The sequence below is a fragment of the Methylobacterium sp. CB376 genome (assembly GCF_029714205.1).
GTDB lineage: Bacteria > Pseudomonadota > Alphaproteobacteria > Rhizobiales > Beijerinckiaceae > Methylobacterium.
This window is the reverse complement of record NZ_CP121648.1, coordinates 4,170,958-4,195,598: the sequence shown is the minus strand read 5'-3', so window position 1 is coordinate 4,195,598 and position 24,641 is coordinate 4,170,958. Positions and strand designations below refer to the sequence as shown.

21 protein-coding genes are annotated in these 24,641 nt (G+C 75.1%); 2 read left to right on the top strand and 19 right to left on the bottom strand.

Features of this window, described 5'->3' with window-relative positions:
• Window positions 1-3: 3 nt before the first annotated feature.
• From QA634_RS18945 to bchF, 19 genes are all read right to left on the bottom strand, one after another.
• Complete coding sequence (locus QA634_RS18945) at window positions 4-1,059, bottom strand: phytoene/squalene synthase family protein (RefSeq protein ID WP_012333514.1); 1,056 nt, start codon at window positions 1,057-1,059, stop codon at window positions 4-6.
• Window positions 1,040-2,566, bottom strand: a complete 1,527-nt coding sequence (locus tag QA634_RS18940) for a phytoene desaturase (protein WP_012333513.1) — start codon at window positions 2,564-2,566, stop codon at window positions 1,040-1,042. Before QA634_RS18940 ends, QA634_RS18945 begins: the two co-directional genes overlap by 20 nt.
• A gap of 92 nt (window positions 2,567-2,658) precedes the next feature.
• Complete coding sequence (bchO, locus tag QA634_RS18935) at window positions 2,659-3,540, bottom strand: alpha/beta fold hydrolase BchO (RefSeq protein ID WP_012333512.1); 882 nt, start codon at window positions 3,538-3,540, stop codon at window positions 2,659-2,661.
• A gap of 11 nt (window positions 3,541-3,551) precedes the next feature.
• On the bottom strand, window positions 3,552-5,297 hold the full coding sequence (locus tag QA634_RS18930) for a magnesium chelatase subunit D (RefSeq protein ID WP_012333511.1): 1,746 nt from the start codon (window positions 5,295-5,297) through the stop codon (window positions 3,552-3,554).
• Entirely contained in the window at window positions 5,294-6,400 is a 1,107-nt protein-coding gene (gene bchI / locus QA634_RS18925; protein WP_012333510.1) for a magnesium chelatase ATPase subunit I, read from the bottom strand. Before bchI ends, QA634_RS18930 begins: the two co-directional genes overlap by 4 nt.
• 97 nt (window positions 6,401-6,497) lie before the next feature.
• Window positions 6,498-7,709, bottom strand: a complete 1,212-nt coding sequence (gene hemA / locus QA634_RS18920; protein WP_012333509.1) for a 5-aminolevulinate synthase — start codon at window positions 7,707-7,709, stop codon at window positions 6,498-6,500.
• Between the two features lie 47 nt (window positions 7,710-7,756).
• On the bottom strand, window positions 7,757-8,563 hold the full coding sequence (puhE, locus tag QA634_RS18915) for a putative photosynthetic complex assembly protein PuhE (RefSeq protein WP_012333508.1): 807 nt from the start codon (window positions 8,561-8,563) through the stop codon (window positions 7,757-7,759).
• Between the two features lie 4 nt (window positions 8,564-8,567).
• The gene (gene acsF / locus QA634_RS18910) at window positions 8,568-9,629 is read right to left on the bottom strand and encodes a magnesium-protoporphyrin IX monomethyl ester (oxidative) cyclase (RefSeq protein WP_012333507.1); all 1,062 of its coding nucleotides are present in this window, start codon (window positions 9,627-9,629) and stop codon (window positions 8,568-8,570) included.
• A complete protein-coding gene (locus QA634_RS18905; protein ID WP_036270252.1) occupies window positions 9,626-9,928 on the bottom strand; it encodes a hypothetical protein in 303 nt (100 codons plus the stop codon). Before QA634_RS18905 ends, acsF begins: the two co-directional genes overlap by 4 nt.
• Complete coding sequence (gene puhC / locus QA634_RS18900; protein ID WP_012333505.1) at window positions 9,925-10,377, bottom strand: photosynthetic complex assembly protein PuhC; 453 nt, start codon at window positions 10,375-10,377, stop codon at window positions 9,925-9,927. The genes QA634_RS18905 and puhC overlap by 4 nt, the downstream gene beginning before the upstream one ends.
• A 10-nt stretch (window positions 10,378-10,387) precedes the next feature.
• A complete protein-coding gene (gene puhB, locus QA634_RS18895) occupies window positions 10,388-11,059 on the bottom strand; it encodes a photosynthetic complex putative assembly protein PuhB (protein ID WP_012333504.1) in 672 nt (223 codons plus the stop codon).
• 11 nt (window positions 11,060-11,070) lie between these two features.
• Window positions 11,071-11,856, bottom strand: a complete 786-nt coding sequence (gene puhA / locus QA634_RS18890) for a photosynthetic reaction center subunit H (protein WP_012333503.1) — start codon at window positions 11,854-11,856, stop codon at window positions 11,071-11,073.
• An 11-nt stretch (window positions 11,857-11,867) separates the two neighbouring features.
• Window positions 11,868-13,298 (bottom strand): BCD family MFS transporter, encoded by a 1,431-nt coding sequence (locus QA634_RS18885; RefSeq protein WP_012333502.1) that lies wholly within the window; start codon window positions 13,296-13,298, stop codon window positions 11,868-11,870.
• Complete coding sequence (bchM, locus tag QA634_RS18880) at window positions 13,295-13,996, bottom strand: magnesium protoporphyrin IX methyltransferase (RefSeq protein WP_012333501.1); 702 nt, start codon at window positions 13,994-13,996, stop codon at window positions 13,295-13,297. Before bchM ends, QA634_RS18885 begins: the two co-directional genes overlap by 4 nt.
• A gap of 106 nt (window positions 13,997-14,102) precedes the next feature.
• Window positions 14,103-15,008, bottom strand: a complete 906-nt coding sequence (gene bchL, locus QA634_RS18875) for a ferredoxin:protochlorophyllide reductase (ATP-dependent) iron-sulfur ATP-binding protein (protein WP_012333500.1) — start codon at window positions 15,006-15,008, stop codon at window positions 14,103-14,105.
• On the bottom strand, window positions 15,005-18,739 hold the full coding sequence (locus QA634_RS18870; protein ID WP_012333499.1) for a magnesium chelatase subunit H: 3,735 nt from the start codon (window positions 18,737-18,739) through the stop codon (window positions 15,005-15,007). Before QA634_RS18870 ends, bchL begins: the two co-directional genes overlap by 4 nt.
• On the bottom strand, window positions 18,714-20,234 hold the full coding sequence (gene bchB / locus QA634_RS18865) for a ferredoxin:protochlorophyllide reductase (ATP-dependent) subunit B (RefSeq protein WP_012333498.1): 1,521 nt from the start codon (window positions 20,232-20,234) through the stop codon (window positions 18,714-18,716). Before bchB ends, QA634_RS18870 begins: the two co-directional genes overlap by 26 nt.
• A 4-nt stretch (window positions 20,235-20,238) precedes the next feature.
• Entirely contained in the window at window positions 20,239-21,501 is a 1,263-nt protein-coding gene (locus QA634_RS18860) for a ferredoxin:protochlorophyllide reductase (ATP-dependent) subunit N (RefSeq protein ID WP_012333497.1), read from the bottom strand.
• The gene (gene bchF / locus QA634_RS18855; RefSeq protein WP_012333496.1) at window positions 21,498-22,001 is read right to left on the bottom strand and encodes a 2-vinyl bacteriochlorophyllide hydratase; all 504 of its coding nucleotides are present in this window, start codon (window positions 21,999-22,001) and stop codon (window positions 21,498-21,500) included. Before bchF ends, QA634_RS18860 begins: the two co-directional genes overlap by 4 nt.
• A 280-nt stretch (window positions 22,002-22,281) precedes the next feature.
• Between bchF and QA634_RS18850 the strand changes: the two genes are divergently transcribed.
• Both QA634_RS18850 and ppsR read left to right on the top strand, forming a co-directional pair.
• Window positions 22,282-23,148: a cobalamin B12-binding domain-containing protein gene (locus QA634_RS18850; RefSeq protein WP_012333495.1), complete on the top strand. Its 867-nt coding sequence runs from the start codon at window positions 22,282-22,284 to the stop codon at window positions 23,146-23,148.
• An 80-nt stretch (window positions 23,149-23,228) separates the two neighbouring features.
• Entirely contained in the window at window positions 23,229-24,638 is a 1,410-nt protein-coding gene (ppsR, locus tag QA634_RS18845) for a transcriptional regulator PpsR (protein ID WP_012333494.1), read from the top strand.
• Window positions 24,639-24,641 lie beyond the last annotated feature (3 nt).

Genomic DNA, 24,641 nt, shown 5'->3' with positions numbered 1-24,641 from the left:
CGCTCACGACGGCGCGGCGTCGCCGAGGCTCTCGCGCTCGCGCAGCACCTCGATGAGGTCGAGGAGGCGCACCGCCTTGTGGCCGAGATCCCACCACGCCGGGTCCCGGGGCGGCGGCGCGAAGGGATGCGCCGCGACCGCCTCGACCAGGAAGGCCGCCTCGGGGAGGGCCGGGCCGCAGGCGGCCCGCCGCGACGGCGTCGCGGCGGCGCGGGCGAGGAGCCGCCCCTTGCGGGCGCCGGCCACACGGGCGCGGCTGGTGACGGAATCGTGCCCGTTGCGTTCGACGGCGCGGCCGATCTCGGCGTAGATCAGCCGCGCCGCCCGCACGGCCGGGCGGCAGGGCGCGGGCAGGAGGGCGATGCCCGCCTCCGAGCGGGCGTAGAGGAGGTCGGCGGCGCGCAGGAGCCGGGTCAGCACCGCGGCCAGCGCCGGGCTCGGGGCCGGCCGGGCCAGGAAGGCGTCCGGGTCGAGGCCGGCCTCGCGCAGCCACGCCTCCGGCAGGTAGAGCCGCCCGGCGCGGGCATCCTCGCCCACGTCGCGGGCGATGTTGGTGAATTGCATGGCGATGCCGAGGTCGCAGGCCCGCGCCAGCGCCTCGGGCGAGCGCTCGCCCATCACCAGGGTCATCATGGCGCCGACCGCCCCCGCGACCCGGGACGCGTAGGCGACGAGGTCGGAGAGGTCCCGGTAGCGCCGGCCCGCCGCGTCCCAGGCGAGCCCGTCGAGGAGCGCGGCCGGCAGCGCCGGCGGGATGCCGTGCCGGTCCAGCACCTCGGCGAGGGCCCGGTCGGCCGGATCGTCGAAGGGCCGGCCCGCGCAGGCGGCGGCGAGGCGCAGGCGCAGGCGCTCGACCGCGTCCGCCCGCGCCCGCGGCCCGTCGACGGCGTCGTCCGAGAGGCGGCAGAAGGCGTAGAGCCCGTAGGCGTCCCGGCGCACGGCCCGCGGCAGCAGCCAGGAGGCGGCGTAGAAGCTGCGCGAGCCGCCGCGGATGGCGGCCCGGCAGGCGGCGTGGTCGGCGGGGCCGGCGCGCGGCCGGTCAGGCGAAGACAGAGGCATCCGGCACCACCCGGTCGAGGATCCTGGAGGAGGAGAGCACGCCCGGCAGCCCCGCCCCCGGATGGGTGCCGGCGCCGACGAGGTAGAGGTGGCGCACCCGGTCGCTGCGGTTGTGCGGCCGGAAATAGGCGCTCTGGCTGAGGATCGGCTCCAGGCCGAAGGCCGAGCCGCGATAGGCGCGGAAATCGTCGCGGAACTCCCGCGGCGTGGTCACCCGGGAGGTGACCACGGCCTCCGACAGGCCCGGCAGCAGGGTCGCTTCGAGGTGGCGGGCGATGCGCTGCCGATAAGGTTCGGCGAGGGCCGCCCAGTCCTGGCCGCCGTCGAGGTTCGGCACCGGGCTGAGCACGTAGAAGGCGTCGCAGCCCGGCGGGGCCAGGCCCGGATCGGTGGCGGTCGGCCGGTGCAGGTAGAGGCTGAAATCCTCGGCCAGCACCTTGCGGCGGAAGATGTCGGCGAGGAGGTCCCGGTAGCGCGGCCCGAGCAGGATCGTGTGGTGGGGCACGTCCGGATAGGTGCGCCGCGTGCCGAAGTACCAGACGAACAGGCCCATCGAGGAAGAGGCGCGGGCGAGCCGCCGCTCGCGCCAGCCGCGGGCCTCCGGGGGCAGGAGGTCGAGGGCGGTGACGACCGAATCGGCGTTCGACACCACGATGTCGGCCGGCAGGCGGGTGCCGTCGGCGAGGTCGACCCCGGTCGCGGCGCCGCCCTCGACGCGGATGCGCGTCACCTCGGCGTGGCAGCGCAGGCGCCCGCCCTGCCCCTCGATCAGCCGCACCAGCCCCTCGACGAGGCGGCCGGTCCCGCCCATCGCCCAATGCACCCCCCAGCGCCGCTCGAGGGCGGCGATCAGGCAGTAGATCGCGCTCGCCCGGAAGGGGGAGCCGCCGATCAGCAGCGGGTGGAAGCTGAAGACGGTGCGCAGGCGCTCGTCGCGGAAGTAGCGCGAGACGAGGCCGTGGACGCTGCGGTGCCCGCCGAGCCGCAGGAGGTCGGGCGCGACCCGCAGCATGGTCCCGGCCTCGCCGAAGGGGACGTGGCCGAGCTGCTCGAAGCCGACCCGGCAGATCTCCTCCGAGGCCGCCATGAAGCGCCCGTAGGCCTCGACCTCGCCGGGGGCGATGCGGGCCACCTGCGCGCGCATCGCGGCCTCGTCGCCGCTCACGTCGACGCTGGCGCCGTCGTGGAAGCGGATGCGGTAGAAGGGCCGCATCGGCACCAGGGTGACGTCCTCGTCGAGGCGCCGGCCGCACAGCGCCCAGAGCTCCTCGAACAGGAAGGGCGCGGTGACGATGGTCGGCCCGGCATCGAAGGTGAAGCCGTCCTGCCGATGCACGCGGGCGCGCCCGCCCGGCTGGCCGAGCCGCTCCAGGACGGTGACCCGGTAGCCCCGGGCGCCGAGGCGCACGGCCGCCGCGAGCCCGCCGAAGCCGCTGCCGATCACCACTGCATGGGGCTTGCGCGGCCGCGCGGTGTGTCGCGGCGGCGCGACATCGAGTGTCAACATAAGTTGACAGTAGCACGGTCGGGGCCGGTGGCAAGGGCGGGATCGGGCGCCGGGCGCCGGACCCGGTGGAACGCTGCCGAGGGCGCCCCGCGTCACGCCTCGACGCCCTCGCGCCGGGCCGCCTCCTCGATCGATCCGGCCACCAGCTCGGGCCGCTCCTCGTGCATCAGGTGGCCGAGGCCGCGCAGCAGCTCCACCCGCGGCCGGCCGCCCAGGCGCTCGGCCACCCCGAAGGACACGTCGGGAGCGATCGTGCGGTCCTGTGCGCCGGCGAGGAGCAGGAGCGGCACCGCGAGGCGCGGCAATTCGCGGTCGAGGCCGACGAGGTCCCAATTGGCCATCATGCCGAGCGCGCCCGCCACGTGGCCCGGCATCTGGAACAGGCGCCGGTAGAGGTCGAGCCCCTCGCGGTCCAGGGTCGAGCCGGTGCCCTCGATCAGCCGCGCGACGGCCTTGCGGTCGGCCGACCACGCGAAGACCCGCGGCACCACCGGGTTGAGGAACAGCATCCGGGCCATGGTGGGGAAGACGAGGCCCGCCATGCCCGGGAAGGGCTTGAGCGCGGCGTTGAGCCCGACGAGGAGGCGGGGCGCCAGCGCGCCGTCGAGGCAGAGCCGCACCAGGATGGCCGCCCCGGCCGAGTGGCCCACCGCCACCTGCGGCGCGATCCCGAGGCCGCGGACGAGCTCCGCCACGGCGCGCGCCATCCGGGGCAGCGAGGGCATCGGCAGGGGATCGCTGAAGCCGTGCCCCGGCAGGTCCGGCGCCACCACGCGGAAGCGCCGCGCCAGGAGCGGCAGCAGCCCGCGCCAGGAATGGGTGGCCGCCCCGGTGCCGTGGAGCAGCAGCAGGCACGGCCCCGTCCCGGCCTCCTGCACGTGCCAGGTCAGCCCGCCGGCGGCGACGAAGCGGCTCGCCTCGCGGTTGGGCCAGTCGCGGCCCTCGCGGGCGAAGGCCGGCCTGTCGCTGGTCATGGGCATCCGGGTCAGCCTCGCGGCGCGGTCCCGCGCGGCGCGGCCCCGCGCGGCGGCGCCTCGCGGCGCACGGCCTCGCTCAGCAACGCGGCATCGGCCCGCGGCATCGGCAGGTAGCGCGCCGCCATGGCCTCGGCGAGGCGGCGGGCGCCGTCCTGCGGCTGCGCGGCCGTGTCGATGACGAGGGCGCGGGTGCCGCCCGCCGCCAGGGCCCGCCCGGCAGCGAGCGCGTCCGCCGCGGCCTGCGCCCGGCCCGGCGCGCCGCCGCGCCCGATATTCGCGCGGCCGTCCGTGAGCAGCAGCACCACCGGGATGCGCCCGCCCCGCCGCTCCGCAGCGGCGAGGAGCGCGGCCGCCTCGATCCCGGCCGCGAGCGGCGTGCCGCCGCCCCCGGGCAGGGCGGCGAGCGCCCGCTTCGCCCGCACCAGGGCGCGGGTCGGAGGCAGGAGCAGCTCCGCCCCCCGACCGCGGAAGGCCACCAGGGCGACCCGATCGCGCCGCACGTAGCACTCGGCCAGCAGCAATTCGACCGCGCCCTTGGCCTCGGCGAGGCGCTCCAGGGCCGCCGAGCCCGAGGCGTCGACCGCGAAGATCGTGGTGGTCCCGGCCCGGTGCACGAAGCGCCGGACGCGGATGTCCTCCGGCGCGAGGCGCAGGCGCTCCGCCTCCGCGCCCCGCCGCAGGCGCTGCCAGGGCGCGGCGGCGCGCAGCGTCTCGGAGAGGGCGAGGGGCCCGCGGCGCGGATCGCCCGGGCGGGCGCCGACCGGCCGGCCGCTTCGGGCCTGGCGCGCCTCGCCACCGGCCCGGCCGGGCGCCGCGCCCGGCGCGCCCGCGTCGGTCAGCCGGGCGAGGAGGCCCGCCGGCAGGGCGGCCGCCACCGCGGCGAGCAGGCGATCCTCCGCCGCCTCGCCGCCGCCCGGGTCCGACGCGCCCTCGGCCTCCTCGGGCGGCGCCTCCGGCGGGGGCGGCTCGGCCTCGGCCTCGGCCGGCCAGCGCGTCGCGCGCGGCGCGAGGACGAGGGCGGCCGCGGCGGCGAGGTCGGGCTCGGCCAGGGCCGAACGCCCCTCCCGCCCGGCATTCTGGCGCGCCGCGCGCAGGGCCTGGATCGGCGCTCGCAGGGAGGCGATGCCGAGCTGCGCCGCGAGGGCGCAGAGGCGCTCGGCCGCGCGCGCCTCGACGGGGGCCGCGGCGGTCTCCCCGGACACGGGCGCGCTGTCCGGCGGGGCGGGCTCGGAGACGTCCCGCAGGGTGAGCCCGTCGAGGTCGAGGTGGAAGGCGGCGCGCTCCAGCAGGGCGGAGGGCACCGCCTCGTCCTCCCCGTCGCCCTCGTCGAGGAGGACGAGGCCGCAGGCGGCGGGAAGCCGGGCCGCGACCCCGTCGCGCGCGAGATCGACCGCGCCGGTCTCCAGCACCCGGGCGAGCCGGGCCGCAATCCCCGCGTCGAGCCGCTCGGCCATCGGCACGACCACCACCCCGCCGTGGCTGCGGGCGAGCAGGCCGGGTTCGACGACCGGGCGCCCGGCCCGCAGGGTCGCGGCGAGGTCGAGGCCGCCGAGGAGGGCGTCGTCGGCGATGCCGGCCGGCAGCCGCGTCACCGGGCGGCCGGCGGGCAGGAGGGCGCGCAGCCGCGCGAGCCACGCCTCCCGCACCGGTCCCGGCCGCGCGCGCAGCCGCACGCCGCCGAGCCCGGCCGGGTCGCGCGCGAACAGGGCCGCCGCCAGGCAGGCCCGGGCCCAGGTCTCGGCGGCGGCGCTCACCCGAGAACCTCGGCGACGGCGCGGGCGACCCGCGCCTCCGCCCCGGCCTCGTCGAGGGGGTTGCGCCGCAGCCGGTGCCCGAGGGCGGCGGGCGCGACCTCGCGCAGGTGGGCGAGCCCGACCGCCTCGTCGCCGTCGAGGCTGGCGAGGGCGCGGGCGGTGCGCATCAGCGTGAGCTCGCCGCGCAACCCGTCGGTCCCGAGGGCGAGGCAGAGCCGGGCGGCCGCTTCGAGCACCTCGTCGGGCACGGCCACGCGCGGCAGGCGGGCGCGGGCGGCGAGGATCGCGCCGGCGAGGCGCTCCTCCTCGCCGGCCCACTCGGCCGCGAACCCCGCCGGGTCGCGCTCGTAGGCGTCGCGGCGGCGCACGATGGCGACGCGGGCGGCGAGGTCGGCCGGCGTCGTCACCGCGACGGCGAGGCCGAACCGGTCGAGGAGCTGCGGGCGCAGCTCCCCCTCCTCCGGGTTGCCGCTGCCGACGAGGACGAAGCGCGCCGGGTGGCGCAGGCTCAAGCCCTCGCGCTCGACCGTGTTGACGCCCGAGGCCGCCACGTCGAGCAGGAGGTCGACGAGGTGATCCTCGAGCAGGTTGACCTCGTCGATGTACAGGAAGCCGCGATTGGCGCGGGCGAGCAGCCCCGGCTCGAAGGCCTTCTCGCCGCGCGTGAGCGCCTTGCCGATGTCGAGGGCGCCGACGACCCGGTCCTCGGTGGCGCCGAGCGGCAGGTCGACCACCGGCACCGGCACGCTCTGCACCGGAAGTCCCTGGGGCGCCCGGGCTCGGCAGGCGGGGCAGAGGAAGGCCTCGTCGGCGGGGTCGCAGGCGTAGGGGCAGCCCGCGACGGCGCGCATCGGCGGCAGCAGGGCGGCGAGCGCCCGCACGGCGGTGGACTTGCCGGTGCCGCGGTCGCCGAAGACCAGCACGCCGCCGACCGAGGGATCGACGGCCCCGATCAGCAGGGCGCGCCGCATCGCCTCCTGGCCGACGATGGCCGTGAACGGATAGGGCGGGCGGGGCGCGGGCGCCGCGGCCGCCGGGGCCGGCGACGCTGCGGGGCCCGGCTTCAGGGCCCGCCGGGACAGGGCCGATTGGGTGAGCGCCACGACGTTTCCCCTCGCCTGGAGGACCGCCGCCGGGATCCGGGCGGGCGGTCCTGTCCGATTTGAGCCGCCGGCTCCGCGCGCGGCGGAGCCGCCCCCGTCACGCCGCCCTGGCGAGCCCGATCCGCGCCCAGATCGCCCCGAGCGCCGCCGCGAGATGCTCGATGTCGGCGTCGCTGTGCAGGGGCGAGGGCGTGATGCGCAGGCGCTCCGTCCCCCGCGGCACGGTCGGGTAGTTGATCGGCTGGACGTAGATCGCGAACTCGTCGAGGAGCGTGTCGCTGATCTGCTTGCACAGCACCGGATCGCCCACCATCACCGGCACGATGTGGCTCTCGTTGGCCATGACCGGGATGCCGAGGGCGCCGAGCCGCCGCCGCACCGCCGCGACCCGGTCCTGGTGGCGCGCCCGCTCGGCCCCGCTCGCCTTGAGGTGGCGGATGCTGGCCGCCGCCCCGGCCGCCACCGCGGGCGGCAGCGAGGTGGTGAAGATGAAGCCCGAGGCGAAGCTGCGCACGAAGTCGCAGAGCGCCGCGGAGGCCGCGATGTAGCCGCCGCTGACCGCGAAGGCCTTGCCGAGGGTGCCCTCGATCACGGTGAGGCGGTCCATCAGCCCCTCGCGCTCGGCGATGCCGCCGCCGCGCGGGCCGTAGAGGCCGACCGCGTGCACCTCGTCCAGGTAGGTCATGGCGCCGTGGGCCTCGGCCACGTCGCAGAGTTCCGCGATCGGGGCGACGTCGCCGTCCATCGAGTAGACCGACTCGAAGGCCACGAGCTTGGGCAGGGCCGGGTTCACCAGCCGGAGCTTGTGGTCGAGATCCGCGGGGTCGTTGTGCCGGAAGATGTGGCGCTCGGCCCGGCTCGCCCGCAGCCCCTCGATCATCGAGGCGTGGTTGCCCTCGTCCGAGAACACCACGCAGCCGGGCAGACGCGAGGCCAGGGTGCCGAGGGCGGCCCAGTTCGAGACGTAGCCCGAGGTGAAGAGCAGGGCCGCCTCCTTGCGGTGCAGGTCGGCGAGCTCGCGCTCCAGCAGCACGTGGTAGTGGTTCGTGCCCGAGATGTTGCGGGTGCCGCCCGCGCCGGCCCCGCAGCGGTCGATCGCCTCGTGCATGGCGGCCGCGACGGCCGGGTGCTGGCCCATGCCGAGGTAGTCGTTGGAGCACCAGACCGTGACCTCGCGGGTGCCGTGGGCTCCGTGCTGCGTGGCGTAGGGGAAGCGCCCGGCCTGCCGTTCGAGATCGGTGAAGACCCGGTAGCGTCCCTCGCGGTGAAGGCCCTGGAGCTGTGCGGCGAAGAACGACTCGTAGTCCATGGTGCGTCCCCTCTGTCGTGATGGGCGGGCCGTCGCGGGCCCGCGGGTCAGGCGATGTCGCCGGCCGGGCGGGGGCCGGTGTCGGGATCGGGTGGGCGGCGGGCCGGCAGGCCCCAGGCCCAGAGGGCGGCGGAGGGCAGCGGCAGCATCAGGAAGCCGTGCTCCAGGATGGCGAGGGCCATTAGGGTCGCCAGCATGGTGTGGCCGCTGCGCTTGAAGGCCGAGGCGCTCTCGGTGACGGCGGGGTGCAGCAGCACCAGGAGGAAGCCCGTCGCCAGCAGCATGGCGACCGGGAAGAGCGCGTTCATCGGCGCGCGGCGGAAGAAGCTGCCGAGGTAGCGCAGGTGCTCGGGCAGGAACTCGGCGTGCAGGTTGCGCACGCCGAGGAAGAGGTTGAGCCGGGCGCTGAGGTTCATCCCCCAGAGCACCAGGTAGGTCCAGAGGGCGATCCGGTTCGGCGCGCCCGCGGTCAGCCAGGCGATCGCGGCGGCGCCCGCCACGATCGCGGCCTCGTGCCAGAGGTTGGTCGCCGCCGCGGCCCCGAACCGGGCGAGCCCCCGGATCGAGGGCGGGCCGGGCGTGCGCCGCGGCCCCGCGACGTAGCCCATGTAGAAGGCCATCTCCTGCCAGCCCCAGACCACCAGGGCGGCAGAGAAGGCCCCGTAGGCCGAGGCCTCGCTCTCGGCCCCCGCGGTGGCCGCGATGCCCCAGAGGGCGAGGAGGAGCGCGAGGCTCATCGCCCCGAAACTCCAGGCATGAGTGTGCCGGGGGCGGTGGTTCAACCAGAGGATCGCTCCGGTGAGGAACCACCACATCAGCACGGCGAAGAGGATCGGCGAGGCGTAGGCGGACATGCGTCTACCAGGCGGGGCTGAGGCGGATCTGCTCGGGCATCGGGTTGGGCTTGGAGGGCAGCAGCAGCAGCCGTCCGAAGGTGAGGGCGGCCCGGGCCGCGTGACCGGCCCGGCGCAGGCGCCCGGCGAGGCCCCCCTGCGCCTTGGCGGCCTCGATGCCGCGGGCGCAGGCGAGCAGCCGGTCGAGCCCCGCCTTGAAGGCCGGGTTGTCGAGGTCGAGGGTCAGCGGGAAGACCTGCCGCGAGATCTCGGAGGTGACCCGGAACACGGCGAAGTCGTAATCGGTCGGATCGACCCCGAGCGCCCCGTGGAAGGCCGGCCGGCAATGGTCGCGCACGTACATCGTGGCGAACACGGCGAGCACGAAGAACTTGATCCAGTAGGCGTTGAGGCCCGAGAGCAGCTTCGGGTTGGCGCGCATGAGCAGCGCGAAGGCCTCTCCGTGGCGGAACTCGTCGTTGCACCACTTCTCGAACCACTTGAAGATCGGGTGGAAGCGGTTCTCGGGATGGCGCTCGAGGTGCCGGAAGATCGTGATGTAGCGGGCGTAGCCGATCTTCTCGGAGAGGTAGGTCGCGTAGAAGATGAATTTCGGCCGGAAATAGGTGTATTTCTTGGCCCGGGTGAGGAAGCCGAGGTCGACCCCGACGCCGAAATCCTTCAGCGTGTCGTTGATGAAGCCGGCGTGGCGGGCCTCGTCGCGGCTCATGAAGGCGAAGAGCTCGCGGATGTCCTTGTTCTTGGCGCGCTTGCGCATCTCGGCGTAGAGCACGCAGCCCGAGAACTCGGCCGTGATCGAGGAGACCAGGAAATCGAGGAATTCCTTGCGCAGCTCCGGATCGAGGCCGGACAGGTCGAGGTCGAACTCGGTGTTGCGCACGAAGTGGCGCCGGTTCGGGTCGGCGCGCATCTCGGCGATGAGCACGTCCCACTCGGCGCGGACCGGCTCGACGTCGGTGCGGTCGAGCTCCGCGAAGTCGGTGGTGTAGAAGCGCGGGCTCAGGAACGTCGTCGCCTGGGCGGCGCGGGTGCTCTCGTTCTGGGCCGGGAGAGCCGTCGCGGTCATAGCGTCGTCCTTTCCGTGAAGCTGACTTCGTAGAGTTCCGTGAGTTCGAAATGGCCCGCGAGGCGGGTCCAGGCGCGCTCGAGCGCGCTCGCCCGCAGCACGGTGGCCCGCCGCCGCACGGTGAGGCGGGTGCCGTAGGGCACCGAGGTCGGCGCGTCGTGCACCGTGACCTCGTCGCCGGGCTCGATGGCGAGCCCGCCCTCCAGGGTGACGTGCGCGTGGAGGGATTCGGGCGTCTGCTCGATCTCCACCGTGCAGGGCACCTCGATGCGGCGCTTGGTCGTCAACCACGGGATCATGTTGCGCCCCTCCCCTGTTCGAGCAGCCGCGCGAAGGCGGCCGCGTTGGTGGCCCCGAAGGCTTCGAGGTTGATGCGCCGGCCCGACGCGAGGTCGTCGAGCGAGAGCGTGCCGTTGTCCCAGCGGGTGAGCCGGAAGGGCGGGTCGCGGGAGAGCCCCTCCCGCAGCCGCGCCTGGGCCATCACCCGCAGGGTCGCGCGCAGAAACCCGTCCTCGCCGGGCTGCACCGTGGCGACGAGGTGGCCGTCCCGCGCATCCGCGAGGGCGACGGCGCCGCCGGCGCGGTCCTCGATCCGCAGGTCGAGCACCTGGACGGGCCGCGCCGGCGGCATGCGGGTGGTGCCGACATCGCCGAAGCGGCCGAGCGCGACGGCGCCGATCGTGAAGCCGACGAGCAGGATCGCCCGGCGGACCTGGATGCGCGGGACCTGGATGGTGTGATGGGCCATGGCCGCCTCCTCAGGGGCCCGCCGCGGCCAAGCGGCCGGGCGCCGAGGTGCGGGCGGCCTGCGCCGGCTGCCAGGCCGGCGCGGCCTGCCCGTGCGCGGCGGCGAGGGCCGCCCCGAGGCGCGCGGCGACCTCGTCCGCCCCGGGCAGGGCCCGCAGCATCGGCTCCGGGGCGGCGAGCCGCCAGGGCCGCACGTGCGGCCACAGGTGGAGATAGGCGAGGCGCGTGCCCGCCTTCAGCCGCAGCGGCAGGTCGCCGGTCCCGTCCGCGAAGCGGCGCAGGGCGGCCGCCTCGATCTCCCGCAGCGGCAGGTTGACGGTCATCGGCAAGGCGATGCCGATGCGCAGGATCAGGCGCCGGTCGGTCAGGCTGTAGGTCGTGGTGGCGCGCGCCGCGAGGGCGAGGCCGCCGAGGATCGCCAGGGCCGCCGCCCCGGCGCCGAGGACCGGCAGGGCCGAGGCGGGGCTGCCCGAGGCCAGCGCCTGCCAGCCGGCGAGCAGCCCGAAATAGGCCGCCACGAGGTCGGCGTGGAAGGCGCGGCGGGCGAGGCCGAGGAGGGCCGGGCGGCCCTGCCAGAGCAGGCGCTCGCCGGGCGGCAGGGGCGCGGGCAGGCCGCCCGGGATCGCCTCCGCGCTCGCAACGGGGGTGCTCGCAGCAGGGGCACTCGCAGCAGGGGCGCTCACAGCAGAGGCACTCACAGCAGAGGCTCCTGGCGTCCGAGGGTCGCGTAGAGGGTGCCGGCGCCGTAGAAGGCCATGATGCGGTCCTCCTCCCGGATGGTGACGCTGTCGACCTCGCGCCGCGGCGGCACGTCGGCGAATTGCCGGGCGAGCAGCGCCTCCACCACGACGGTGCCCTTGGCGCCCTGCACGTCCGCGAAGACGACCGGGAGCAGCACCGAGCGCCCCGGCGCCTCCGCGAGGTCGACCTCGTAGTAGCGGGGCAGCGACTCGCCGCGGTCGACCCAGATGTCCTTGACGGTGCCGGCCACGGCCCGGTCGGCCCCGACCACCCGCATGCCGCGGGGGTCGTAGTCGCGCGCGGCCACGGTGAACTCGGTGGCGACGCGCATCGGCACGATGCGATGGTGGCCCTCCCAGGTCTGGTCGGGCGTGTCGGTGCGCTGCGCGTAGGAGCCCGGGCCGACGCCGTCGCCGAGGACCCCGTCCGTCGCGTTGGTCGGCTCCAGGGGCGCGCCGGGCCAGATCTCGCGCTTGACCGCCGCGAGCGGGCCGCTCGGCCCCTCCTCCGGCCGGGGCACCAGGATGGTCTTGCCGTCCGCGAGCACGAAGGCCTTGGGGGTGGGCAGGAACAGCCAGTCCCAGCCCATCAGCCCGCCCCGCGTCTCGGATTCGAGGGGATAGCCCTCGCGGCGATCCTCCCGGCGCAGGTAGAAGACGAGGCCGGCGAAGAACAGCCAGAACGCGTAGAGCACGACTTGCGCGACGTCGATGTAACCGGTGATGGCACCCTTGGGCATCGTGGCCTCCCTCAAGACAGGGCCGGGCGGACGGGACGGGACGCGGGGAGCGGCGCTCCGGCGCGCGGACGCGCGGGCGCGCGGGTGAGCGGCCCGATGGCGACGAGCGTCGCGAACAGGAAGGCGATCTCGACGTGGTAGACGACGAGGTAGCCGGTGGAGGCGTCGGTCAGGGCCTCGCCGAGGCGCCCGGCCACGGCGAGCGCCGAGCCGGCGTCGCGCAGGAGCCCGCTCGCCGCGATGGCGAGGCCCGCGGCGCTCGCCTGCACGGCGCCCCAGGCCCCGAGCGCGAGGCCGGCCTCGTCGGGCGCGGCCCCCGCCATCGAGGCGGTGAGGGTGCCGTGGGCGAAGAGGCCGCCGCCGACCCCGATCAGCGCCACGCCGAGCCCGAACAGCGCGCCCGAGCCGAGCGGGGCGGCGAAGATCACCGCCGAGAAGGCCGCGATGCCGACGACGGCGCCCGCCGCCGCGACCCGGAACGGGTCGCCGCCGCGGTTGAGCCAGCGCGCCGCGGTGACGAGGCCGGCCCCGCCCCCGACCGCCAGCACCGCGGTGAGCGCGGTGGTGGCGGCGACCGGCAGGCGCAGGATCTCGCCGCCGTAGGGTTCGAGCAGGATGTCCTGCATGCTGAAGCCGACCGTGCCGAGACCGGTGGCGAGGAGGCGGCGGCGGGCGCGCGGCTGCGTCGCGTAGGCCGCCCAGGCCGCACGGAAGCCCTGGGACGGGCCGCCCGTGCGCGAGGGGTCGCGCGCCTCCTGCTTCCACAGGGCGATGCCGTTGAGGATCAGGGTCGCGAGGGCGGCCCCCTGCACGACCTGGATCAGCCGGATCGCCGAGAAATGCGCGAGGGCGATCCCGAACACCACGGCGCTCGCCATCATGCCGGCGAGCAGCATGGCGCAGAGCAGCGCCACCACCTTCGGCCGCGCCTCGGCGGGGGCGAGGTCGGTGGCGAGCGCGAGGCCGACCGTCTGGGTGGTGTGCAGCCCGGCCCCGACGAGCACGAAGGCGAGCGCCGCCGCGCCCTGCCCGACCGCCACCGGCCCCGTCGTGTCCCCCGACAGGATCAGGAGCGCGAAGGGCATGATCGAGAGGCCGCCGAATTGCAGCAGCGTGCCGAACCAGAGGTAGGGCACCCGCCGCCAGCCGAGCACCGAGCGGTGGCGGTCCGAGCGGAAGCCGACCACGGCCCGGAACGGGGCGGCCAGCAGCGGCAGGGACAGCATCACGGCGACGATCCAGGCCGGCACGGCGAGTTCGACGATCATCACCCGGTTGAGGGTGCCGATGAGCAGCACCGCGGCCATCCCGACCGTCACCTGGAACAGGGACAGGCGCAGCAGCCGCCCGAGCGGCAGCTCCGCCGTGGCCGCATCCGCGAAGGGGAGCAGGCGGGGCCCGGCCTTCGCCAGCACCCGCAGGAGGGAGCCGGTCGCCCTCATGGCCGCGCGAGCTCCAGGGCGTTCGAGAGGTAGAAGCCGCTGGTGATCCGCCGGGAGCGGCGGACCGCGAAGGCGTCGAGGGCGGCCTCGCGGGCGATGCGGCGGCGCAGCGCCGCCTCGCTCACCGGGACGATCGCGGGGGCGCGGTCGCCGCGGGGAAACAGGCGCCCGGCCGCGTGCATCAGCGTGAGCAGCGCGGTGCGGGGCGCGACCGTGACCAGGAGCGAGGCCTCGGTGCGGCGGGCGAGCACCGCGAGGGCGCGCAGGATGTCGGCGGCCGGGTAGTGGATCAGCGAATCCATCGCCACGACGTGGTCGAAGCGGCCGAGCCCGTCGTCCAGCATGTCGCCGACCCGGAAGTCGAGGCGGCCCGGCAGGGCGAGGCCGGCGGTGCGCTCGCGGGCGAGCCCGATCAGGGTCGGCGAGACGTCGACCGCGACCACGGCGGCGCCGCGCCGCGCCGCCTCGACGGCGAGCGCGCCGGTGCCGCAGCCGGCGTCGAGCAGGCGGCACCCGGAGAGGTCCCGCGGCAGCCAGGAGAGCAGCTCGGCCCGCATGGCGTCGCGGCCGGCCCGCACGGTGGCGCGGATGCGGCTCACCGGCGCGTCGGAGGTGAGCCGCGCCCAGGCGTCGACCGCGGTGCGGTCGAAGTAGGTTTCGAGCTGCGAGCGGCGGGCGGCGTAGCTGGGGCTGGTCACGGCGTCGTTCCTCCGCGCGTTGGCGATGCCGCACCGCGCCCGTCCCGGAAGCGGGCGGGACGGTCTCCCCGGATCTGCGATGCCGCGATGCCCATCGCCCGCCCCCTCAATCGAAGCCGAGGAACTCGAACAGGTCGCGGTCGCGCATCGGCTCAGCCTCCAGGGGCTCGACGCCGGCCCAGAGCGCCTCCGCCAGGGCGAGGTACTCGGCCAGCACGGCGTCGAGCTCCGGCGAGGATTCCATCTCGAACAGGGTCGCCTTGCGCAGGCGCGAGCGGCGCACCACGTCGAGGTCCTGGAAATGCGCGAGGCGCCGCAGGCCCACCGCGGCGTTGAAGCGGTCGATCTCGTCCGTCGCCGCCGAGCGGTTGGCGATCACCCCGCCGAGCCGCACCCCGTAATTCTTGGCCTTGGCGTGGATCGCCGCGACGATGCGGTTCATCGCGAAGATCGAGTCGAAGTCGTTCGCGGTGACGATGAGCGCCCGGTCCGCGTGCTGGAGCGGCGAGGCGAAGCCGCCGCAGACCACGTCGCCCAGCACGTCGAAGACGACGACGTCGGTCTCCTCCAGGAGGTGGTGCTCCTTGAGCAGCTTCACGGTCTGGCCGACGACGTAGCCGCCGCAGCCGGTGCCGGCGGGCGGTCCCCCGGCCTCGACGCACATCACGCCGTTGTAGCCCTCGACCACGAAATCCTCGACGCGCAGTTCCTCGGCGTGGAACTTCACCGCCTCCAGGGCATCGATCACCGTCGGGGCGAGGCGCTTCGTCAGCGTGAAGGTCGAATCGTGCTTGGGATCGCAGCCGATCTGCAGCACCCGCTTCCCGAGCTTCGAGAAGGCGACCGAGAGGTTCGAGGAGGTGGTGCTCTTGCCGATCCCGCCCTTGCCGTAGACGGCGAAGACCTTGGCGGTGTCGATGCGCAGGTCCGGGTCGAGGGCGACCTGGAGGCTGCCTTCCTCCCGCCGCTCGGCCGGGCGCGTCGCCACGGGATTTCGGATCGCGATGTTCATGCGGCGGCCTCCGCGGTGATGCCTTCGAGCCGGTCCTCCAGGGCCTCCTCGGCCCGGTCGAGGGCGGCCCGCGTCTCGGGGTCGGGTGTCCAGAAGCCGCGCCGATGCGCCTCGATCAGGCGGTGGGCGACCTTGGCGGAGGCGGCGGGGTTGAGCGCCGCCATGCGCTCGCGCATGGCCTCGTCGAGCACGTAGGTCTCGGTGAGGCGCTGGTAGATCCAGGGCGCGACCTGGTCGGTGGTCGCCGACCAGCCCACCGTGTTGGTGAGGTGCTGGTCGATCTGGCGCACGCCCTCGTAGCCGTGGCCGAGCATGCCCTCGACCCATTTCGGGTTGAGCATGCGGGTGCGGGTTTCGAGCGCGACCTGCTCGGACAGGGAGCGGACCTTGCCCTCGCCCCGCGTCTGGTCGGAGATGTAGACCGGCACCGCCGCGCCGCGGGCCTTGCTCACCGCGCGGGCCATGCCGCCGAGCCCGTCGAAGTAGTGGTCGACGCTGGTGACGCCGACCTCGACGGAATCGAGGTTCTGGTAGGCGACCTCGACCGTGCCGAGCACCGCCTGCATCAGCGCCCGCTGCGGCGCGGGCCTGCCGTCGCGGCCATACGCGAAGCTCTTGCGGCGCGAGAAGGTCTCGCAGAGCTCGGTGTCGTCCTCCCAGCGCCCGCTATCGACGAGGAAGTTGACGTTGGCCCCGTAGGCGCCCTCGGCATTGCTGAACACCCGCAGGGCCGCCGTCTCCAGGTCGATCCCCTGGGCCGCCTGGTGGGCCAGCGCGTGCTTGCGCACGTAGTTCATCGCCTCGGGCTCGTCGGCCGAGGCCGCCAGGAAGGCCGCCTCGGCGAGGAGCCGGGTCTGCAGCGGCAGCAGGTCGCGGAAGATGCCGGAGAGCGTCGCCACCACGTCGATGCGCGGGCGGCCGAGTTCCGCGAGCGGGATCAGCGTCGCGCCGCAGAGCCGGCCGTAGCCGTCGAAGCGCGGCGCCGCCCCCATCAGCGCGAGGGCCTGCGCGATCGGGCCGCCCTCGGTCTTCAGGTTGTCGCTGCCCCAGAGCACGATCGCGATGCTCTCCGGCAGCCGGCCCCCGTCCGCCGCGTGGCGGGCGAGCAGCCGCTCGACCTGGGCGCGGCCGTCGGCGAGCGCGAAGGCGCTCGGGATCCGGTAGGGGTCGAAGCCGTGCAGGTTGCGCCCGGTCGGCAGGATCGCGGGCGTGCGCAGCACGTCGCCCCCGGCCACCGGGGGCACGAAGCGGCCGTCGAGGGCCCGCAGCAGGGCCGGGACCTCGTGGTCCTCGGCGAGCAGCCGGTCGGTCTCGGCGAGCGCCCGGAAGGCGGCCCGGGCGGCCTCGTCGGCCGGGAGGCCGGAGGCGGCGAGGGCCTGGTCGGGCGAGGCGCCCGCGACCAGCGCCTCGATCGCCGCGCGGGCGGGCGCGAGGCCGTGGACCGAGTCCGCGAGGGCGAGCAGGAGGTCGACCCGCTCCTGCGGCCGCGTCCCCTCCCCGACCACGTGGAGCCCGTGCGGGATCAGCGTGTGCTCCAGTTCGACGAGGCGCAGGGTCAGGTCGGCGATGCGGCCGCCGGCCTCCTCGGCCCAGGGGTCGCCGGCCGCGGCGAGGTCGAGGGCCTCGGCCTGGGACCGGATCATCTCCGCGAGCGCGGCGCGCTCCGCGGCGTCCTCCGGCGGCAGGGCCCGCCAGCGCTCGAGCGAGGCCCGCAGGTCGAGGAGGCCGCGATAGAGGCCGGCCTGGGCGAGGCTCGGCGTCAGGTAGCTCACCAGGGTCGCGGCCGCCCGGCGCTTGGCGAGCGTCCCCTCCGAGGGGTTGTTGGCCGCGTAGAGGTAGAGGTTGGGCACCTCGCCGATCAGCCGCTCGGGCCAGCAGGCGGCCGAGAGCCCGGCCTGCTTGCCGGGCATGAATTCGAGCGCCCCGTGGGTGCCGAAATGCAGGATCGCGTCGGCGCCGAGATCCTCGCGCAGGTAGCGGTAGAAGGCCGAGAAGGCGTGGGTCGGCGCGAAGCCGCGCTCGAAGAGCAGCCGCATCGGGTCGCCCTCGTAGCCGAAGGCGGGCTGGATCCCGACGAAGACGTTGCCGAAGGCGGCGCCGAGCACCAGGAGCGCCGCGCCGTCGCTCTGGTGGCGCCCGGGCGCCGGGCCCCACTGCGCCTCGATCTCGGCGAGGTGGCGCTCGCGGCGCACGTGCTCGTCGGCGGGGATGCGGTGGGCGACGTTGGCCGGGGTGCCGTAGCGGGCGGAATTGCCCTCCAGGACGCGGCGGCGCAGGGCCTCGGCGCTCTCCGGAACCTCGACGCGGTAGCCGTCCCGCGCCAGGGCCGCGAGCACGCGCCAGAGCGATTCCCAGACCGACAGGAAGGCCGCGGTGCCGGTCGCCCCGGCATTGGGCGGGAAGTTGAACAGCACGACGGCGAGGCGGCGCTCGGCCCGCGGCCGGCGGCGCAGGGCGACGAGGCGGGCGACCCGCGCGGCGAGGCGGTCGGCGCGCTCGATCTGCACGGCCATGTCGCGGGGATGGGCGGAAGGGGCGGGCCCCGCGGCCGGGCGGCCGGAGCGCCCGCCGAACACCATCGGGGCGGTCGCCCCGTCGAGTTCCGGGATCGCCACCATCATGGTGGCCTCGACCGGCGAGAGGCCGCGGTCGGAGGCGTCCCACTGCTCCAGCGTCTGGAACTCGACCGCGTGGGCGGCGAGGTAGGGCACGTCGAGGCGGCGCAGCACCGCCTCGGCCGCGGCCGCGTCGTTGTAGGCGGGGCCGCCGACGAGGGAGAAGCCGGTGAGCGAGACCAGGGCGTCGACGCGGGGGCGCCCGTCGCGCAGGAAGAAGCGCTCGATCGCCGGGCGGTTGTCGAGGCCGCTGGCGAAGGCCGGCACGACGGCGAGGCCGCGGGCCTCGAGGGCGGCGATGACCCCGTCGTAATGCGCCGTGTTGCCGGCCAGCACGTAGGAGCGCATCAGCAGGAGGCCGACCCGGCCGTGGCTCCCGGCCGGGACCGGCAGGCGCTCGGGGCGCTCGCCGATGCGGCCGGCCATGCGCGGGTGGTAGAGGCCGGTCTCCGGATAGGCGAGCGGCTCCTCGGCGGTCAGGCGCTGGCGCCAGCCGGCCCGCGGCCCGGCCGCGTAGCGCGACACGAGGAAGCGCACGAGGTTGACGACGTTCTCGTCCGAGCCGGCGAGCCAGTATTGCAGCGTCAGGAAATAGGCCCGCACGTCCTGGGCCGAGCCCGGGATGAAGCGCAGGATGCGGGGGATCTGGCGGATCAGCGCCATCTGGCGGGCGCCGCCGCCCTGCCCGCCCTGGCGCCCGCGCAGGCGCTTGAGGAAGGCGAGCGCCCCGTTCTGCGAGCCGTCCATGGCGAAGCGGCCGATCCGGGTCGTGCGCACCACCTCGGCGGCGGAGAGGCAGCCCACCATCGCGTCGCAATGCGGGCGCCGCGCCAGCAGGGCCGGCAGCACCGCCCGCACGTGCTCGTCCATGAACAGCATGGCCGAGAGCACGATGTCGGCCCGGGCGATCTCGGCCCGGCAGGTGTCGAGGGCGGCCGGGTCGGAATCCCACTCGGCCGCGGCGTGGAAGCTCAGCACGAGGCGCGGCTCGCTGCGGGCGAGGCTCTGGCGCGCCCGGTCCACCGCCCCGGCGAGGTGGTTATCGAGGGTGACGATGACGACGCGCAGCTCCGGCAGCGCGTCCGCCGGCTCAGCGGCTGAAATGCGCTTTTGCATCGTACAGGGTCTCGACGGTGATGAGCGGGAGCGAGCGCTCGCGGGCGAAGCGCTCGGTGTTGCTGCGGGCCTTGCCCCGCACGAAGAACGGCACCTTCTTGAGTTCGCGCTCGGCCTCGATGGCCCAGACGAGGGCGGCGGGCTGCGGCGCGGCGGCGGGCAGGTCCCGCGCCGTCCCGCCGAGATGCGAGGGGGCGACGCCGTCGTGGAATTCCGGGTCGTCCCGGAACATGGCGAGCAGGTGCTCCTCCAGCCCCATCATCAGGGGGTGCACGAGCGTGTCGAAGAGGACGTTGGCGCCCTCGAATCCCATCTGGGGCGCGTGGCGGGCCGGCACGTCCTGGACATGCATCGGGGCCGAGATCACCGCGCAGGGAATGCCGAGGCGCTTGGCGATGTGGCGCTCCATCTGGGTGCCGAGCACCAGTTCCGGCTGCGCCGCCGCGATCGCCTCCTCGACGGCGAGGTAATCGTCGCTGACGAGGGCGGTGAGGCCGTGCGCCTCGGCCTCCTCCCGGACCTCGCGGGCGAATTCGCGCGCGTAAGTGCCGAGGCCGACGAGCGCGAAGCCGAGTTCCGCCGTGGCGACCCGGGCGGCGGCGACCGCGTGGGTCGCGTCGCCGAACACGAAGACGCGCTTGCCCGTCAGGTAGGTCGAATCGACCGAGCGCGCGTACCAGGGCAGGCGCGAGCCCTCGTCGGCGAGGACCGGGGCCGGATCGACGCCGGCCCGGGCCGCCACCGCCTCCACGAAGGCGCGCGTCGCCCGCACCCCGATCGGCGCGATCTCGACGAAGGGCTGGCGGTGCGTCCGCTCCAGGAACTGCGCGGCGGCGCGCGCCACCTCCGGGTAGAGGACGACGTTGAAATCGGCCTCGCCGAGGCGGGCGAGGTCGGCGGGCGAGGCGCCCAGCGGCGCCACCACGTTGACCGGGATCCCGAGCCGGTCGAGGAGCTGGCGCACCTCGCGCAGGTCGTCCCGGTTGCGGAAGCCGAGGGCGGTCGGGCCCAGGATGTTGCAGCTGCGCACCGCGCGCGCCGGGCGCGCGGCCGGCGGCCCCGCGAGCGCCCGGACCAGGCGGTAGAAGGTCTCGGAGGCCCCCCAATTCTCCTTGCGCTGGTAGGCCGGGAGGTCGAGCGGGATCACCGGGATCGGCAGGCCGAGCGCCCGGGCGAGGCCGGCCGGGTCGTCCTGCAGCAATTCGGCCGTGCAGGAGGCGCCCACGATCATCGCCTGCGGGCGGAAGCGCGCGTAGGCCTCGGCGGCGGCCCGCTTGAACAGCTCGGCCGTGTCGGCGCCGAGGTCGCGGGCCTGGAAGGTCGTGTAGGTCACCGGCGGGCGGGAATCCCGCCGCTCGATCATCGTGAAGAGCAGGTCGGCGTAGGTGTCGCCCTGCGGCGCGTGCAGCACGTAGTGCAGGCCGTTCATCGCCGCCGCGACCCGCATCGCGCCGATATGGGGAGGCCCCTCGTAGGTCCAGAGCGTGAGCTGCATCGCCTCAGACCTCCAGCCGCGCGCGGCGCACGAGGGGGCGGGCGAAGAGCCCGGCGAGGTCGCCGGCCTGGTCGTAGCCCTGGATCGGCGTGAACAGGAGCTCGATCGACCACTTGGTGGCGAGCCCCTCCGCCTCGAGCGGGTTGGCGAGGCCGAGCCCGCAGACCGTGAGGTCGGGCCGCGCCGCCCGGCAGCGGTCGAGCTGGTCGTCGAGGCTCTGGCCCTCGGTCACCGCCACCCCGTCCGGCAGCAGGGCGAGCTCCTCGGCGAGGTGGGCGCGGTGGAGGTAGGGCGTGCCGACCTCGATCAGCTCCGCCCCGAGCTCCCGCGCCAGGAACCGCGCCAGGGGCAGTTCGAGCTGCGAATCCGGGAAGAAGAAGACCCGCCGCCCGGCGAGCCGCTCCCGATGGGCGGCGAGCGCGCGGGCCGCCCGGGCGCGGCCCGGCGCCGTGACCGCGTCCACGCGGTCGGCCGGCACGCCGAAGGCGCGGGCGGCGGCCGCGAGCCAGAGCGTCGTCCCCTCCGCTCCGAGGGGGAAGGGGGCGGCAATCCGCGACGCGCCGCGCGCGTCGAGGGCGCGCGCCGTGTCGGCCAGGAAGGGCTGGGCCAGCAGGTAGCGGGTCCCCGGCCCGACCGGCGCAAGGTCCGCCGCCCGCCGCCCCGGCAGGAAGCGCACCGGCCCGAGGCCGAGCTCCGCGAAGAGCCGCGCGAATTGGTCCTCGACCACGTCCGCGAGGGCGCCCACGACGAGGAGCGAGCCCGATTCGTCCCGCGGCAGGTCCGGCACCAGGGCGGCGAGGCAGGCATCCTCGCCCTGCGTGAAGGTGGTCTCGATCCCGCTGCCCGAGTAGCTGAGCACCCGCACCGCGGGCGCGACCCGGGCCGAGAGGCGCGCGGCGGCGCGCGACAGGTCGAGCTTGATCACCTCGGACGGGCAGGAGCCCACCAGGAACAGGAGCCGGATGTCCGGCCGCCGCTCCAGCAGGCGGGTCACCACCCGGTCGAGCTCCTCGTTGGCGTCCGCGAGGCCCGCGAGGTCGCGCTCCTCGATGATCGCCGTCGCGAAGCGCGGCTCGGCGAAGATCATGACGCCCGCCGCCGACTGGATCAGGTGCGCGCAGGTGCGCGAGCCGACGACCAGGAAGAAGGCGTCCTGGATGCGGCGGTGCAGCCAGACGATGCCGGTGAGGCCGCAGAACACGGCGCGCTGGCCGCGCTCCTGGCGCAGCACCGGGCCGCAGGCGGGGGGGCTCGCGAGGGCCGTCACGGCGTCGCCTCCGTCAGGCGGGGCGCGCGGCGCGCCGGCGCCCCGGCGCGGGCGGCGCGCAGCTTCAGGAGGAACTGGGCGGCGTTGACGAGGTAGGCGGCATAGGCCGCGAGCGCGAGCCCCATCAGGGCCGGGACCGCGAGCGCCCCGGTGGCGAGGGCCGCCAGGTAGCCCGTGTGCAGGGCCAGCACCAGCATGCTGACCGCGTCCTCCCAGAAGAAGGCCGGCGCGAAGAGGTAGCGCCCGAACACCGCCTTCTCCCAGAGGGAGCCGGTCACCATGATGGCGTAGAGCGCGAGCGTCTTCGTCACCACCGAGGCGTTGGCGAGCGCCGCGCCCTCGCCGGTGGCGAGGGTGCGCAGGACCAGCCCCAGGCTGACCAGGAAGATCGCGAACTGGACCGGCGCCAGGACGCCCTGCACCAGGGTCCAGGGCGTGGCGTCGCGGCGGCGCCGCTCGGCCTCGCTGTACAGAACCGGACGGTTGTTGGACGTCGCCATCGCGCCTGCCCTGCCTCGATCCTGCCCTGCCCGCCCGCCTTCGCGGCGGGTCGTCGATGGGGGCAGCCTAGGACCACGGCCGCGCGAGTGTCAACACAGGTTGACAGTCGTGCCGGGTGACATTTCAGGGCTTAGGCCGCGAAAGTCACTTGCGGCCACGCCGAGGACGGGTATTTTCCCTAAAGCCCGGCTCTCTCGACCTGTCGTGAGAGGCTCCCAAAGCAAAAAACGTGACTCTGTATAAGGACATCCGGGCAGAACGTGCATCGGGGAGGTGCCGATGGGAGATCCGAGGTATTCGGGCGACCTGACGGGCAGTTTTGTCCCGCCACGGGAGAGCCCCTGCGGCGAGGCCGGCGGTCTCGGGCGCGGGGCCAGGTGGAGGGACGACCTCGCGCGCGTGGTCGAGGCCGAGATCATCCCGCGGCTGATGCTCGCCCACCGGTCCGAGCGCCCGAGGGTGCGCGCTGTCGGCCGCCCGCCGATCGCCGAGGAGGTCGTCCGGTTCAGCGCGCTGATGCTGGCGCCGCAGGACGCCGACGTGATGGCGGAGATCCGCGGGCTGCTCGACGGGGGCCTCGGCCTCGACGACCTGCTGCTCGGGCTGCTCGCCCCCACGGCGCGGCATATCGGCCGCCTGTGGGAGGAGGACGAGTGCGACTTCGTGCAGGTGACGGTCGCGATGGCGCGGCTGCGCCGCATCGTCCACGACCTGGAATTGCTCTTTCTCGATCCGCACCCCGTCGATCCGGCGAGCCGCCGCGTGCTGCTGATGCCGGCTCCGGGCGAGATGCACACGTTCGGCCTGACCCTGGTGGCCCACTTCTTCGGCGAGGCCGGCTGGGACGTCACCTCGAGCGTGGACCGGCAGCTGACGGAGCCGATGGCGCGCATGCGCGCCGAGTGGTTCGACGTGATCGGCCTGTCCCTGTCCTGCGACGTGCATCTCGACGCGCTCACCGAGATCATCCCGGTGATCCGGCGCGGCTCGCGCAACCGCGGCGTCTCGATCCTGGTCGGCGGCCCCGCCTTCCACGATCGGCCCGACAGGGTCCGCCACGCGGGCGCGGACGCCGCCGTGGGAGATGCCCGCAACGCGCCCGGGATCGCGCAGAGCCTGCTTGATCTACGGGTTAGAGCCTGCTGAAAGGTGTGTTCAGTGCGGTCGGCGTCCAGTGGTGACCCTTGAACAAGCCCTTGAGCCTTACTGCGAAGGAAACGTTCGCGGTGCTTCGAGACGCCGTCTCCCACCTCGACGCGCAGACGACGGGTGCGCTCGTCGCCGCGGCGACGGACGTGTCGCTGATCGTCGATCCGGACGGCGTGATCCGGGACGCGACCTTCGGCGCGGACGGCCTTGCCGAGGAGGCGGGCGAGAGCTGGCTCGGCCGGCGCTGGATCGACACCGTCACGGCGGAGAGCCGCGCGAAGATCGCGAGCCTCCTGGAGGATGCCGGGCCCGGCACGGTGACGCGCTGGCGGCAGGTCAACCACCCGTCGCGCAGCGGCGGCGCCGACGTCCCGATCCGCTACTCCGCCCTGCGCATCCCCGGTGACGGGCGCATCATCGCGATCGGCCGCGACCTGCGGGCCCTCGCCGCCCTGCAGCAGCGCCTCGCCGAATCGCAGCAGGCCCTGGAGCGCGACTACGCCCGCCTGCGCGGGGCCGAGACCCGCTACCGCGTGCTGTTCCAGCTGGCGGGCGAATCGGTGCTGATCGTCGATGCGGGGACGCGGCGCGTCGCCGAGATCAACCCGGCCGCGGCCCGCCTGCTCGGCCGCTCGGCCAAGCGCATCGTCGGCCAGGACGTGGTCGACCTGTTCGAGCCCGAGAGCGCCCGCGCGGTCCAGTCGCTGCTGGTGGGCCTGCGGCTCACCGGCCAGGCCGAGGACCTGCACGCGCGGCTCGCCCACCGCCGCGGCGAGGCCCGCGTCTCCGCCGCCCTCTTCCGGCAGGAGACCGGCACCAACATCCTGGTGCGCCTCACCCAGGTCGCGGCGCCGTCCGGGCCGGCGGCCTCGCGCTCGGGCGCCCTCGAGGTGATCGAGGCGATGCCGGAGGGCTTCGTCGTCACCGACCGCGACCGGCGCATCATCGGCGCCAACGCCGCCTTCCTCGATCTCGTGCAGCTCGCCACCGAGCACCAGGCCAAGGGCGAGCCCCTCGACCGCTGGCTCGGCCGCGAGGGGACCGAGATCAACGCGCTGTTCAGCACGCTCGTGGAGCACGGCTCGGTCCGCCACTTCGCCACCGTCGTGCGCGGCGAGTTCGGGGCCGTGGAGGAGGTCGAGGTCGCGGCGGTCTCGGTGCCGGGCGGCGAGCACCCCTGCCTGGGCTTCACCCTGCGCAGCCTGCCCCGCCGGGTCGCCCCGGCGGCGGGCGGCCGCGAACTGCCCCGCTCGGTCGAGCAGATGACCGACCTCGTCGGCCGCGTCTCGATGAAGACCCTGGTGCGGGAGACCACCGACCTGATCGAGCGCCTCTGCATCGAGGCGGCCCTGCGCATCACGAACGACAACCGCGCCTCGGCGGCGGAGATGCTGGGCCTCAGCCGCCAGGGCTTCTACGCCAAGCTGCGCCGCTACGGCCTCGGCGACCTCGACGGGAGCGAGGACACCGAGGAGGAGCCCGGCTGATCC

Bases quoted from the DNA above. Each gene is read 5' to 3' on its own strand.
- QA634_RS18945 (WP_012333514.1), bottom strand. From the start codon at position 1,059: ATGCCTCTGTCTTCGCCTGACCGGCCGCGCGCCGGCCCCGCCGACCAC.
- QA634_RS18940 (WP_012333513.1), bottom strand. From the start codon at position 2,566: ATGTTGACACTCGATGTCGCGCCGCCGCGACACACCGCGCGGCCGCGC.
- bchO (WP_012333512.1), bottom strand. From the start codon at position 3,540: ATGACCAGCGACAGGCCGGCCTTCGCCCGCGAGGGCCGCGACTGGCCC.
- hemA (WP_012333509.1), bottom strand. From the start codon at position 7,709: ATGGACTACGAGTCGTTCTTCGCCGCACAGCTCCAGGGCCTTCACCGC.
- puhE (WP_012333508.1), bottom strand. From the start codon at position 8,563: ATGTCCGCCTACGCCTCGCCGATCCTCTTCGCCGTGCTGATGTGGTGG.
- acsF (WP_012333507.1), bottom strand. From the start codon at position 9,629: ATGACCGCGACGGCTCTCCCGGCCCAGAACGAGAGCACCCGCGCCGCC.
- QA634_RS18905 (WP_036270252.1), bottom strand. From the start codon at position 9,928: ATGATCCCGTGGTTGACGACCAAGCGCCGCATCGAGGTGCCCTGCACG.
- puhC (WP_012333505.1), bottom strand. From the start codon at position 10,377: ATGGCCCATCACACCATCCAGGTCCCGCGCATCCAGGTCCGCCGGGCG.
- puhA (WP_012333503.1), bottom strand. From the start codon at position 11,856: ATGCCCAAGGGTGCCATCACCGGTTACATCGACGTCGCGCAAGTCGTG.
- QA634_RS18885 (WP_012333502.1), bottom strand. From the start codon at position 13,298: ATGAGGGCGACCGGCTCCCTCCTGCGGGTGCTGGCGAAGGCCGGGCCC.
- bchL (WP_012333500.1), bottom strand. From the start codon at position 15,008: ATGAACATCGCGATCCGAAATCCCGTGGCGACGCGCCCGGCCGAGCGG.
- QA634_RS18870 (WP_012333499.1), bottom strand. From the start codon at position 18,739: ATGCAAAAGCGCATTTCAGCCGCTGAGCCGGCGGACGCGCTGCCGGAG.
- bchB (WP_012333498.1), bottom strand. From the start codon at position 20,234: ATGCAGCTCACGCTCTGGACCTACGAGGGGCCTCCCCATATCGGCGCG.
- bchF (WP_012333496.1), bottom strand. From the start codon at position 22,001: ATGGCGACGTCCAACAACCGTCCGGTTCTGTACAGCGAGGCCGAGCGG.
- QA634_RS18850 (WP_012333495.1), top strand. From the start codon at position 22,282: ATGGGAGATCCGAGGTATTCGGGCGACCTGACGGGCAGTTTTGTCCCG.